The 12,192-nt window shown below is 70.1% G+C and carries 10 protein-coding genes; 4 read left to right on the forward strand and 6 right to left on the reverse strand.

Features of this window, described 5'->3' with window-relative positions:
• Nucleotides 1-20: 20 nt before the first annotated feature.
• The 6 genes from OG943_RS31345 to OG943_RS31370 all read right to left on the reverse strand — a co-directional run bounded on the left by OG943_RS31345 (nt 21) and on the right by OG943_RS31370 (nt 7,995).
• The gene (locus OG943_RS31345) at nt 21-1,682 is read right to left on the reverse strand and encodes a hypothetical protein (protein ID WP_328604522.1); all 1,662 of its coding nucleotides are present in this window, start codon (nt 1,680-1,682) and stop codon (nt 21-23) included.
• 343 nt (nt 1,683-2,025) lie between these two features.
• On the reverse strand, nt 2,026-2,499 hold the full coding sequence (locus OG943_RS31350; RefSeq protein WP_328604523.1) for a hypothetical protein: 474 nt from the start codon (nt 2,497-2,499) through the stop codon (nt 2,026-2,028).
• A 7-nt stretch (nt 2,500-2,506) separates the two neighbouring features.
• Nucleotides 2,507-5,794, reverse strand: a complete 3,288-nt coding sequence (locus OG943_RS31355) for a WXG100 family type VII secretion target (RefSeq protein WP_328604524.1) — start codon at nt 5,792-5,794, stop codon at nt 2,507-2,509.
• Nucleotides 5,794-6,114, reverse strand: a complete 321-nt coding sequence (locus tag OG943_RS31360) for a hypothetical protein (protein WP_328604525.1) — start codon at nt 6,112-6,114, stop codon at nt 5,794-5,796. The genes OG943_RS31355 and OG943_RS31360 overlap by 1 nt, the downstream gene beginning before the upstream one ends.
• Before the next feature lie 14 nt (nt 6,115-6,128).
• On the reverse strand, nt 6,129-6,389 hold the full coding sequence (locus OG943_RS31365; protein WP_328604526.1) for an acyl carrier protein: 261 nt from the start codon (nt 6,387-6,389) through the stop codon (nt 6,129-6,131).
• Nucleotides 6,382-7,995 (reverse strand): fatty acyl-AMP ligase, encoded by a 1,614-nt coding sequence (locus OG943_RS31370; RefSeq protein WP_328604527.1) that lies wholly within the window; start codon nt 7,993-7,995, stop codon nt 6,382-6,384. Before OG943_RS31370 ends, OG943_RS31365 begins: the two co-directional genes overlap by 8 nt.
• A 492-nt stretch (nt 7,996-8,487) precedes the next feature.
• Here OG943_RS31370 and OG943_RS31375 point away from each other — a divergent pair, with 492 nt between their 5' ends.
• The 4 genes from OG943_RS31375 to OG943_RS31390 all read left to right on the forward strand — a co-directional run bounded on the left by OG943_RS31375 (nt 8,488) and on the right by OG943_RS31390 (nt 12,171).
• A complete protein-coding gene (locus OG943_RS31375; protein WP_328612201.1) occupies nt 8,488-9,102 on the forward strand; it encodes an RNA polymerase sigma factor in 615 nt (204 codons plus the stop codon).
• Nucleotides 9,102-9,848 (forward strand): hypothetical protein, encoded by a 747-nt coding sequence (locus tag OG943_RS31380; RefSeq protein WP_328604528.1) that lies wholly within the window; start codon nt 9,102-9,104, stop codon nt 9,846-9,848. Before OG943_RS31375 ends, OG943_RS31380 begins: the two co-directional genes overlap by 1 nt.
• A gap of 67 nt (nt 9,849-9,915) precedes the next feature.
• The gene (locus tag OG943_RS31385) at nt 9,916-11,430 is read left to right on the forward strand and encodes a hypothetical protein (RefSeq protein WP_328604529.1); all 1,515 of its coding nucleotides are present in this window, start codon (nt 9,916-9,918) and stop codon (nt 11,428-11,430) included.
• A 111-nt stretch (nt 11,431-11,541) separates the two neighbouring features.
• Nucleotides 11,542-12,171, forward strand: coding sequence for a TetR/AcrR family transcriptional regulator (locus OG943_RS31390; RefSeq protein WP_328604530.1), 630 nt, complete (start codon nt 11,542-11,544; stop codon nt 12,169-12,171).
• The last annotated feature ends 21 nt before the right edge of the window (nt 12,172-12,192 follow it).

The following is a 12,192-nucleotide window of genomic DNA, read 5'->3' on the forward strand; positions in this document are numbered from 1 at the left end:
CGCGCGGCACTGCTCCCCGGTTACCCGCAGAACTTTCGCTCCGCTTCGAAGGGGTCCGGCGGCACCGTCACCTGGGTGCGGTGCCACGCGCCGGTCAGGTTGTGCCAGAACCGCCCGAACGACATGGGCTCCCGGACGGACCGCTGGATCTCGGCGAGGTCCCCACAGGACAGTGCGTGCCGCGCCGCGGCCACTTCTTCCGGCGTCACGTCGTTCCTGATGGCGAAATTGCCCGGGCGCTGGACCGGTGCCGCCGGGTCCGCGTAATCGGCGAGCAGCCAGGCGTTGCCGAGTGGTTTCGAGTGCCCCGGTTTACGGGTCGGGAAGTCGAGCCGCGCGCCGATCGGGTTGGCCAGCCCCCAGAAGTCGACGATCCCGACCTGGTCGGGCACCAGCACCCCGACCGTGCCGAGGTACACGCCGATGACCATGACCTGCCCCGGAACACCCACGCGCAGGGGCGTGGTGAGGGGTTCGCTGCCCGTTCCCTGGTAGACCAGGGATCGCTGCCCGGACGCGGTCCTGGCTGCCACAACATCCTTCAGCCCCTGGAGCTTCGGCACATAGTCGGCGGAGTCCGTGGGATTCGGCCGGCCGGTCCACGCGGTGTAGTACCCCCGCTCGTCGTCGATGGGATGGACGGCGTTGGACGGTTCCGCATATCGGAAGGAGCCCGCGCAGAGCGCCGCCCACAGCGCGACGACCATCGTGGCCACGCCCAATGTCTTCGAGCGCGGGATCACGAGGATCGGCAGCAGGACGAGGAACAGGGCGGGCAGCAGCATGCGGGCGTGCATGTAGTCCCCGCCGACCTTGACCACGTAGACCAGGTGCAGCAGACCGGCCACCACCGGGGCGAGTGCCACCACGAGGTCGGTCCGCCGGGTGCGCAGCCGCCGGACCAGCGCGACGAACAAGACCGTCGCCACCACCAGCGGCAGCCACAGGAAATAGGGGTCGGCGAAGTCCGTGAGGTAAGCGAAACCGCGGGCCCACAACGACTCGCTGGCGTTCTTCGTGACCGCGGGCAACGGCACGAGAATGCCGTAGAAGCCCATGCGGAAGATCTCGTACCCGACCGGCAGCGCGGCCGCGGCACCCGCCGCCGCCAGCGTCAACCGCCATCCCGGCCGGACGATCAGCCACAGCGCGGCGAGGAACACCGCGGCGACCAGCGCTTGATCCGGCCGGACCAGCGGACCGAGGCCGATCGTGAAGGCCGCGAACACGATCGCTTTCGACGATCCGTTTTCGCGCAGCCGCACGAGAAGCCACCAGCACGCGCCCATCCAGAACGTATTGAGCCCGGTTTCCAGGCCGGACGTCGCGTACTCCCAGACCGGCCGCAGCGCCAAGAGCACCAGGATGCCGAACGGCAGCAGCACCACGGCGGAACGCGCGCTGTGCAGCCGCCGCGCGCCGTCGACGGCGAGGCCGAACCCGCCCGCGGTGAGCAACAGCCCGAGTACCCAGGAAATCGTCGAAGTGTCCGGCTGCCGGAAAACGAACCCGGCCAGCGCGAGCAGCCACTGCCAGAGCGCGCTGGTCGAGGTCTCCGCGCGTTCGCCGATGTTGTAGACCGGACCGTTCCCCGCGAGGATCTGCTCGACGGCGCGGGTGAAGATCAGGCCGTCGTCACAGATCCAGCGGGTCAGGTAGCCGAGTACCGCAATGAGCGCCACCGCGCCGACAGTGATCGCCCGATTCCAGTGGGTTCCCGCCGTATCCGTCCCACGAGACGGACCTTCGACAACCGGCGCCGGGGGTGAATAAACAGCCATGGGAGAACTCATCCTCGCGCAATTCTTTGGCGAATTCGGGCTCAGTTCCCTGGCACGGGAAAATGGGCCACTACTTGGTTCAGGATGAGTTTCATCTTGGCAGCCGATGTTCCGGGTACCGTTGTGATCATGTCCGGGTTTTGCTACAACCGCCGGCTACTTCTCAGCGGGAATGGGCGGGTCCGGAAAAACAAGAGAAGCGGGCACGGCCACCGGCCGTACCCGCTTCTCTTGAACCTTCAGCTCAGCCGCGCCAGCGGTTGTTCATGAAGGCGTCGTCCTCGTCGTCTATTTCCTCAGTGCTCATACGGCGCCGACCGCCCGGTGCGGGCCCGGGGCGGACCGACGGGACCGGGGGCAGCGGGGGCGGAGGAGGCGTCGGCGGAACCGGCGGGACCGGCTCCGCGTGACGGCCCGTCCTCGGACCCGCGGGGGCGACGTCCTCGATGCCCTGAGAACCGTTCTCGGCCTGGTGTCCCTCGGGCTCGAAGTCGAACTCCGACACCCCCTGCGGCTGCGGGCGTCCCTTTTCGTCGGCGCGCTTGCCCAGCTCGCGACGGTGCATGACATAGCGTTCGGCGGCCTTCGCCTGCTTGGTCATGTACTCGTGCGCGCGGGCCTTGATCTCCTCGCCGCGCTGCTCGGTCAGCGTCCGGCGGTCGCTCTGCTCGCGGACGAGAGCGTCCATCCGGGCCGTGATGCCGTCCACATCGTCCATCGCTGGCCTACCTCCTCGTCCGGTACGCCGGCGACAGATCCTCGTCGTCGTCGAGCGACCCGGTGATCCGTTGAGACGGTTCGGGGCCCGCGTCGAACAGGACACCGCCATCGACACTGTACGCCCGGGAGCCGCGTTCGTGGTCCCCGCCGCCGCCACCCGCGCCGCCTCCGGCGCCCATGCCGCCCATCGGCATGGCGCCGCCGGCGGGCTGGCCAGGCGCCCCGGCCGGAACGGCCTGACCCTGCGCCGGGAGCGTGTCCGCACCGCTGTGCTGCGGCACCCCTTCGTGGCTGCCGCCGGTCATCGGCGGCGCGCCCAGTGACTGCTGCCCGGAGACCGCGTCGGCGAGGTGCGCCGGGGCTCCGACACCGGAGGCCCCGCCGTGCACCGGCGCCGATCCCCCGTCCGGCATACCCGAATGAACGGGCGCACCCGCGTCACCCGCGTGCTGCGCGGGAACGGTGTCCCCGTGCGTCAGCGGCTGCGCCGGATCGGCGTGGTCCAAGGGCGTGGCGTCCGAAGGCATCTCGGTGCCGTCGACCGTGTGCATCGGCGACGACGGGTCGCCCGTGTGCTGGGGCATCTCCGTGCCGTCGAACGGCTGCACCGGCGATGACGTGTCGCCCGCGTGCTGAGGCATCTCCGTGCCCTGCACCGGCTGCACCGGCAGCTCGGACTTGGGCGTGGCGTCGACCGGCGTCAGGGGGTCCGGGCGCGAGGGGTCGCCCGGGTGGCTGCTGACCGCCGGGCCGTGGTCGCTGAGCGGCGGCGCCGGGTGCCCGCTGTGGCCCGGGGTGTCCGACTCGCCCAGCGTGTAGGTGGACGGGTGGCCGGTGCCGTCGTCGACGGTCACCTTGGTCGGGCCGTCCGGACCGTCCGGGCGCTCCGCGGTGATCTTGAGGTCGCCGTCCTGGATGTGGATCTTGCCGTCCGCACCCGGGTGATAGGTGTGCCCCGCACCCGAGCCCTGGTCGGCGCCGGTGTCGTGGCCGTCAGTGCCGGTGTCGTGGCCGGCGTCGCCGCCCTTGCCGTCGTCGGCGGACCAGTCGAGCTTGAAGTCCTTCGGGTCTCCCTGGCCCTCGCCGACCTTGATGTCCATGTGGCCATCGTGGTCCGGCTCGGTCATCTCGAAGGTCTTGCCGTTCTGCTCGACCTTCAGCGTCTCCTGCGGGCCGTCCTTCCCGCCGCCGTCGCCACCACTGCCGCTGCCGCCACCGCCGGGGTGATCGGGCGAGTTCGGGTCCTTCGAGTCGTCTCCGCCGGGGTGATCGGGCGAATTCGGGTCCTTCGAACCGTCGCCGCTGGTGCCGTCGCCGCCTCCGGAGTCGCCGCCGGTGTCGCCGCCCGTGCCGCCGGTGTCGCCCGGCGGGGTCAGGTCCGGGATCGGCGGCATGTTCCCGCCACCACCGGAACCGGAGCCACCGCCCGAACCGCCACCGGTGTCACCCGGACCGCCCAGGTTCACGTCCGGCACCTTCGGGATCGGCGGCGGGGTACCACCGGAAGGCTTGTCGCCCTGCGGCGTGTCTCCGCTGCCGCCACCGGTGTCCGAGCCACCGCCCGAACCCGAGCCACCGCCCGAGCCGCCACCGGTGTCGCCCGGGCCGCCCAAGTTCACGTCCGGCACCTTCGGGATGGGCGGCGGGGCGCCGCCGGAGCCGGAACCACCACCGGAACCGGAGCCAGAGCCGCCACCGGAACCGCCGCCAGTGTCACCCGGCGGCACGTTCGTGTCCGGGATCGGCGGCATGTTCCCGCCACCACCCGAACCGGAACCGGAGCCGCCGCCCGAACCCGAGCCGCCACCGCTGTCGCCCGGACCGCCCAGGTTCACGTCCGGCACCTTCGGGACCGGCGGCGGGGCACCGCCGGAACCGGAACCACCACCGGAGCCGCCACCAGGGGGATTGTCACCCTGCGGCACAGTCGTGTCGGGGATCGGCGGCACGTTCCCGCCGCCACCACCCGAACCGGAACCCGAGCCACCGCCCGAACCCGAACCGCCACCGGAGCCGGAACCACCACCGGAGCCCGAGCCGCTGCCGCCGCCCGAACCCGAGCCGCCACCGGAGCCCGAACCACCACCAGAGCCGGAACCACCACCAGAGCCCGAGCCGCCACCGGAACCGCCACCCTGGCCGCCGCCGGAGCCGGAACCGCCCTGGCCGTCGGTCCCCGTGCCGAACTCGTTCTTGACCTTGCCCATGACCTTGTCGAGCTCGTCATAGGCCTGGTTGACCAGGTCCTTGGTGTCCTTGCAGTTCTTGACGAACCCCTGGAACAGCCGGTCCCACAGGTCCGGGATGAAGTAGTTCGTGATCCACTGCTTGGCGAGCTTCTCGCCCTCGGCCTTCATGTCGTTCTTGTCGCAGCAGCCCTTGTCGTTCAGGGTCTTCTGCAGGTTCGTGCCGAAGTTCGCGTCCAGGAAGCCGGCGATCGCGGCCAGGTCGTCGTCGCTGGCGGCCGAGCCGTTCGCCGCGTTCACGATCTTCTGGGCCATGAGGAAGTCGGCCTTGGCCACGTACTCGGTGTAATCCTGGTTGACCTTGTCGGCCTTGCCCTTGCACAGGTTGAACACCGCGGTCACCGCGGCGATCGTGGCCTTGGACGCGCCGTCGAGCGTCTGCTGCAGCTTCGTCGCCTTGGGCTGGATGTCGTCGTTGTAGTGGTCCCACGCCGCGTCGGCGCCCTTGCCCTTCCAGTCCTGCTGCACGGTGGTCAGCGCGGAACTGGTGTCCTTCATGGTCTTGTCGACGCTGTCTGAGCCGGTCTTGAAGTGCGCGGCGTCGTCCATGAAGTTCTTGAACGAGATCCCGCGCTGCTCGTCGTACGGGACATGGATGTCCTTGTCCATGTCGATCGGGTGGGTGTTGCCCTTGCAGTCGTCCGGGAACTTCGCGATCAGCGAGCCGAACGTCTCGTACACCTTGAGCGCGGGCAGGGCCGTGTCGAACACCTCGTCCGACGTCTTCGTGCCGCCGCCGTCGGCCGTGGGCGGCTGCTTGTCGCCGAGGCCCTTCTTGCCGTCGTCGACCGCCTTCGACTGCATTTTCTCGTTGTAGTCGGCCAGGTCGCCGGCGCCTTTGGCGTCGTCGTACGCGTCGTCGACCTTTTTGTAATCGACCGCGTAGATACCGCCGGCCGGAAAATAAGCGTCTTCGTACTTCGTCTTGTCGGCGTCCGGAATCGTGACGCCATCCGTTTCGGCGGCGGCGAGCAGCACCTTTTTCTTGTCCGGCGGGACGGCCGGGTCATCGATGAGCTTCTTGATTTCTTCCCACGTCTTGGCCATCAGCGGCCACCCCCAGCCCCGTTGATCTGGCCGTACTGATCGTCTTCATTGCCGGCGTACTGGGCCCCGGCCTGCTGGATGCTCGAACCGAACGTGGTGAGCGCGCCGTTGTAGCCGTTGACCGAATCCGACAGCGCCTTGGCCCCGTCCAGGTACTTCTGCGCGTGGTCCCCGTGGGCCTTGCCGAAACCCTCCTTGGTGACCTCCGCGGTCCCCAGGTCCGGGTTGGCGTCGAGCAGGTCCTTGCCCAACTGGGTGATCTTCTTCGAGGCCGTTGCGATCGCATCGGTTGACGCGGTGTAGCCCCCGCTGCCGCTCATCTGCGCTTCTCTCCCTAGCTGGCCCGGTCGGCGCCGGTCGGTTCGTTCAAGGCTTCGGCGAGCACCTCGGCCACGGCAGCGATATCGGTGAAACGGTCGAGCTGCTCGAGGTCGATCGTGACATCGTGGTGGACTTCCAGTGCGGCGAGCAGCCGCACCCGTCCCTTGGAGTCGATGCCCAGCTCTTCGAGCGGGCTGTCCGCCCCCACCAGTTCCGGGTCGAGCCGGAAGGTGTCGATCACGACCTTCGCGACCTCGGCACAGAGATCATCCACGGCCGTCACCGTACCGCGCCCTCGCTGCGGACCGCGCAATTTTGCCGCTTGATGTGCGCGGAAGGCCTCCAGGAGCGACCAAAGAGACACTCCGCAGCGTCAGGCCGTATTCGCGGGACACCGCACGGAGCACGGCACGGCGTACTTCGATCTCATCGGCCTCGCCGGTCCATTCGGCCGCGACCACCGCGCCCTCACCTTCTTCGCCGTTGACCCCGAAGGCCGCGACCCGGCCGCGGCGGACGGCCGGATGCGCCTGCTCCGCAGTCACTTCCAGGTCCTGCGGGTGGTAATTGCGGCCGTCGATCACGATCAAGTCCTTCAGCCGCCCGGTCAGGTACAGCTGGCCCCGGTGCCACACACCGAGGTCTCCGGTGCGCAGCCAGCCGCCGTGGCCCTCCAGCCACGCGTCGAACGTGTTGTCCTCGCGCGCCCAGTACCCGGTGCCGACGTGCGGGCCGTGGACCCAGACCTCGCCGACGGTGCCGTCCGGGGCCGCCTCGCCGTCCCGCACGACCCGCACCAGTTGCCCGACCGGGTGACCGACGGACACCAGTTCCTGGCCGCCTTCGATCTCCACGGCCTCACCGGCGGCCAGCGCTTCACGGTCGAAAGTGGCGCTCGTCGGCCCTTCCGGCCCGGCGCTCGTCACGTACACAGTGGCCTCGGCCAGGCCGTACGAAGGCCGGTGCGCCTCGCGCCGGAAACCCAGCGGTCCGAACACTTCCTGGAAGCGGGCGACCGTCGCGGGACGCACCGGTTCGCTCCCGTTCAGCGCGATGCGCACGCCGGAGAGGTCGAGGCCGTCCGGCGGGGGCGCCGCGGCGGCCAGGTCGAACGCGAAGTTCGGGGCCGCGGTGAACACGTCCGGGTGATCCGCCAGCTGTCGCAGCCAGCGTTCCGGGCGGTGCACGAACTCGACCGGCGACATGAACACCGACCGGCAGCCCGCGTGGACCGGGACGCACAGCAGCTGGACGAGCCCCATGTCGTGGAAGAACGGGATCCAGCCCAAGCAGGTGGTGCCGGGGCCGACGGAGTAGGCCAGGCACGCCTGCCAGCAGGCGGCGGCCAGCGCCCGGTGCGGAATGATCACGCCGGCCGGATCGCGGGTCGAACCCGAGGTGTACTGCAGGTACGCGGGGGTTTCCGGGGCGGGCAGGACCGGCTCCGCGGGCGGCCCGGACAGCTCGTCCACGACCACCAGCTGCTCAGCCGGCACGAACTCGCGCACCCGCTTCACCGCGCGGCGCGAGGTCAGCACGAGCGAGGCGGAACAGTCGGCGAGGATCCCGGCCAGCCGCTTCCCGAGTCCCGGGCTGGCCGGGTCCATCAGCGGCACCGCCGTCATCCCCGCGGCGAGCACCCCGAAGAACGCGACCGGATAGGCGAGTTCCTGCGCCGCGATGACCGCGACCCGGTCCCCCGGCGCCGCCGTCTCCCGCAGCCGCGCCGCCACCACGCCGACGCGTGTGACCAGCTCGGCCCAGGTCAGCGTCTCCTCGACCCCGGCGGAGTGGTCCTGGTGGGTGAACGCGGGCCGCTGGTCGCCGGCGCGGGAGAACAACAACTCCACGAGGGAAACGCCCAAGACGGCCTCGGGCACGGAAACGGGCGCCTGAACCGGCGTCGAAGCAGGGGAGGACAACGGCTTCACCACACACCGGGAGCACCGGCGAAGGGAATCCGGTCGGCGCTCCCGCTTCCGCCCGGCCGCGACATGCGCACCACCTTACCGCTCACGGCGACCACTCCACCACACGCGCACCGGCGCCCGGCGATATGCGAGTCGAATCTGCCCGAAGGTTCCCCGTTCTCCGTCGCGAAAGACCTTTGTGCACTTCACGACATTATCATCAGCAAATATTCCGGACGATTTCCGTGAATTCGCTAAGGTGAATTCGCTAAAGTGAATCAGCTGACACCATGAATACGAACGAGCACGCACTGGTGATCGGCGCGGGCATCGCCGGGCCGGCCGCCGCCAGACGAGCCGTCGCCCGTCGAGCCCGTCGCTGTCCGGCGGATGCAACGCCGTGGGGGCGAGCGGGGACAAGAGGGTGTGACGACATTCGTGGATCAAGAGCGGGGGCGGGGCATGCGGGCCGACGACGGCGCGGATGCCCCCGACTCCCCCGCTGGTGACGACCGGGCCGCGTGGGAACAGGCCGCAGGCGGGGATGTCGCCGCGTTCGGGGAGTTGTTCCGCCGGCATGCCGGCGCGGTGTGGAACTACGCCTACCGGCTGACCGGGTCGTGGTCGGCGGCCGAGGACCTGACCTCCTCGACGTTCCTCACCGCGTGGCGGCGGCTCGGCGAGGTGACGCTGGTGAACCACAGTGCGCGGCCGTGGCTGTACACCGTGACCAGCAACCTGGCCCGCCGTGAGCAGCGCAGTCTCGGCCGGTTCTCACGGGCGTTGTCGCGCCTGCCGCGTGGTGGCGTCGTGCGTGACCACGCCGAGGACGTGGCCGGCCGGGTCGATGCGGACCGCCGGCTGCGGGTGGTACTGGACGCGGTCGCCACGCTGCCACGGGCCGAGCGGCGGGCCGTCGAACTGTGCCTGCTGGGCGGCTTGTCCACCGGGGAGGCCGCCGCGGTGCTCGAGATCGCCGAAGCGAGCGTGCGGGCCCGGATTTCCCGGGCCCGCAGCCGGCTGCGCGGCCTGCTGCGGGACACCACCCTCAACGCACTGACCGCCGAGGAGCTGTGATGACCGACAACGACGACCGGCCGGCGGACCGGCCGATGCCCGAACACCTGCAGGACGCTCTGTGGAGCCGGATCCGGCCGGAGCTGACGGCCCCGCGCCGCCGGCAGCCGGGCCCGCCGTTGGCGGTCGCGGCCGTGGTCGGCGTCCTCGCGGTCGGTGCCGTGGTGGCGTTCGGGCCGGGGCACGAGGCGGGCCCGAACCCCACCGCGATACCGGCCGGCGCCGGGTCCCTGCCCCAGCCCGCGCCCGACCCCGCCGACGTGAAACTGGTCAAGGACTGCGTGGACGCCACCCTCGGCTACGGGTACGCGGTGCCCGCCCCGGGCAGCTGGCGGCCGGCCGCCAAGATCGATGCGGACACTTCGCACGGTTTCATGGTCATCCGCAATGACATCTCCGCGGCGGTCTGCGTCATCGACGGCGACAAGTCCCCCGGCATCATGGGTGCCGACTCCGACGAAATGGCCGGTCGGCGCTTCGGTTACGCCAAGCTCACCGCAAAGCTCCCCTTTAACAGCTTCACCGGTATCGGCGGCCTCCACGAGCCGACGTTCGAGTTCGGGATCGTGACCACCGAGGTGGCCGCGGTTTCGGTGGTGGGGCCGGACGGTTCGGTGTTCCCGGCGACAGTGCGCGACGGCACGTTCGCCGTGAAGATCAACGACGGGCGCGGCGGGGTCCGCACCGAATACCGCGCCCGAATGACCATGAAGAACGGAAATGTCATCGAAGCTCCGTTGAAATAGCGCTTGACCCCCGGGTTCTCTCGCCGCACTTTCCCGCATAAGGAGCAAGACCATAATGGTGATGGGGTTGACGGCGCCTCAATCGGCCGGCGGCCAGTCGGCGCTGGACCGGTCACGGGTCCTGCTCGCCCGGGCCGGGTGGCTGCCGATCGGCGTGGCCGTGGTGTCGGCGCTGGTGTTCTTACTGGTGCGCGGACATCTGATCGACGACACGTACATCACGTTGAGCTACGCCCGCAATCTCGCCTTCCACGGGCAGTGGGGACTGCTGGCCGGGGACAACGCCAACACGGCGACCTCGCCGTTGAACGTGCTTTGCCTGGCGGCGCTGACCTTTGTGGTGCGGGACGCGGTATTCGCCGCGGGCTTGCTGTACGTCGCGGGCCAGGTGGCGCTGGTGCTCGCCCTGCGCCGGCTCGGCGCGGCCACCGGACTGCCCGGCTGGTTCCCGGTGCTCACGATCACCGCGCTGACGGTCAACCCGCTGCTGGTGTCGTCGATCGGGATGGAGGTCGGGCTGGGCGCGGCGGGGCTCGCCTGGCTGCTCGTTCTTTCGGTGGAACGACGACCCTTCGCGTTCGGCTTGGTCGCCGGCGCGCTGGCGCTGGTCCGCGTTGACCTCCTGATCTTCGTGGCGGTGATCTTCGTGGCCCGGCGGCGGTTCTGGGTCGGCGCCCGGCGCAGCGTGCGCGGCGCCGTGCTGGTCGCGGCGCCCTGGTTCGGGTTCAGCTGGGTGATGCTGGGCGCGGCGGTCCCGGACACCCTGGTCATCAAGACCCTGCAGGGCGCGCGGCAAGCCTGGGGGAAGTGGGAGTTCGGCAACGGCCCCGGGCTGTACTGGCAGGGGATGCCCGGGCAGACCGTGCTGTCGTTCCTGCCCGTCGGGCTGGCGCTGGCGGCCGGGTTGCGCTGGCTGATCCCGGTGGTGCGCGGAAACGCGGCCGGCCTTCGGCTGCTGCCGTTCGCCGTGCTCGCCGTGGCCGGAGCGGTGTACAGCCTGGCGTACGTCCAGTTGAAGGTGCCGCCGTACCACTGGTATTACGGGCCCGGCATCGTCGCGGCGACCGTGTTCGCCTGCGCGGTCACGGCCGGGCTCGCGCGCCGGGCCGAACGCGGGGTGAGCCTTTTCGTCGTCGTGGCGCTGATCGTCGGCAGCGTGGCGGGTTACGCCCGCGCCGGCGTGCCCCGCGACTTCGCCCCCTTGACCTCGAACTACACCTCCAGCAAGCAATACGCCGAGATCGGACGCGAGCTGGCCCGGCTGGCCCGCGGCCGGACCGTGGCCAGCGCCGACGAAATCGGCGTGCTCGCCTACACCTGCGACTGCGCGATCATCGACGTGTTCTCCGACCGCGGGCGGATGCCGCAGGAGATCGACGAACTCGAGTCGCGCAGCGGACGGTTGTCTCGCGGGCTGCTCAGGGTCAACTTCGCGTTCTTCGACTACACCGTGCGCCCGCGTTACCTCGACCTCGCCCTGCGGCGGATCAACGGCACCCCGCCGCCGGACTACCTCGCGACGTGGACCATTTCCTCGCCACTCGCCGGGACCTCGCAGCTCTACCTCGTCCCCGCGTCCTGAATCGGCACCCGGCTCTTCGCGGTAGCGTCTTGTCCGAGCAGGCTGTTGACAAAATCGTGAGTGGACGGTTACATACTTTGTGACTGATCAATCACTACGGAGGAGCCGCTCATGGGGAACGAGCCCGGAACGTTCCGATCCACCGCGGACGCCCGCCGCTCGATCATCACCGAGCGGGCGGTCACGGTGTTCGCCCGCAGTGGCTACCGGGCCACGCCGGTTTCGGACGTGGCCGAGGCGGCCGGCATCTCCCCGGCGTACGTGTTCCGGCTCTACGACGGCAAACTCGGCCTGTTCCTGGCCGCGCTGGAGCACTGCCAGGATCGGGTGCTCGCCGCGATGAGCGAGGTCGCGGACCGGATGGCCGGCAAGGAGCCCGGCGTGGTGCTGTCGGCGATCGGCGACGCCTACGCCCAGCTGATCTCCGACCGCGACCTGCTGATGCTGCAGGTCCACGCCCTCAGCTCGGTGGACGTCCCCGAGATCGCCGCGGCCACCCGCCGGGGGATCGAGCGGACCGTCACCCTCCTCCAGGAGCGCACCGGTGCCCCCGACGCCGCGATCCAGCAGTTCCTCGCGTACGGCCAGCTCTGCCACCTCATCGTCGCCGCCGGCCTCACCGACCTCACCGACGACGGCGGCAAGGAACCGCGGTGGGCGAAGGTCCTGACCGAGGGGATGGCCCACCCCGACGCCGCCACCACCGACGCCGCTGAGCCCAGCGCCGCTTCCGGACACTGACCGACCCAGAAGCCTCCCGGG

It is taken from the genome of Amycolatopsis sp. NBC_00345 (genome assembly GCF_036116635.1).
GTDB lineage: Bacteria > Actinomycetota > Actinomycetes > Mycobacteriales > Pseudonocardiaceae > Amycolatopsis.

Excerpts from the sequence above, each read along its gene's own strand:
- OG943_RS31350 (WP_328604523.1), bottom strand. The coding sequence starts at position 2,499 with ATGGACGATGTGGACGGCATCACGGCCCGGATGGACGCTCTCGTCCGC.
- OG943_RS31355 (WP_328604524.1), bottom strand. The coding sequence starts at position 5,794 with ATGGCCAAGACGTGGGAAGAAATCAAGAAGCTCATCGATGACCCGGCC.
- OG943_RS31360 (WP_328604525.1), bottom strand. The coding sequence starts at position 6,114 with ATGAGCGGCAGCGGGGGCTACACCGCGTCAACCGATGCGATCGCAACG.
- OG943_RS31375 (WP_328612201.1), top strand. The coding sequence starts at position 8,488 with ATGCGGGCCGACGACGGCGCGGATGCCCCCGACTCCCCCGCTGGTGAC.
- OG943_RS31380 (WP_328604528.1), top strand. The coding sequence starts at position 9,102 with ATGACCGACAACGACGACCGGCCGGCGGACCGGCCGATGCCCGAACAC.
- OG943_RS31390 (WP_328604530.1), top strand. The coding sequence starts at position 11,542 with ATGGGGAACGAGCCCGGAACGTTCCGATCCACCGCGGACGCCCGCCGC.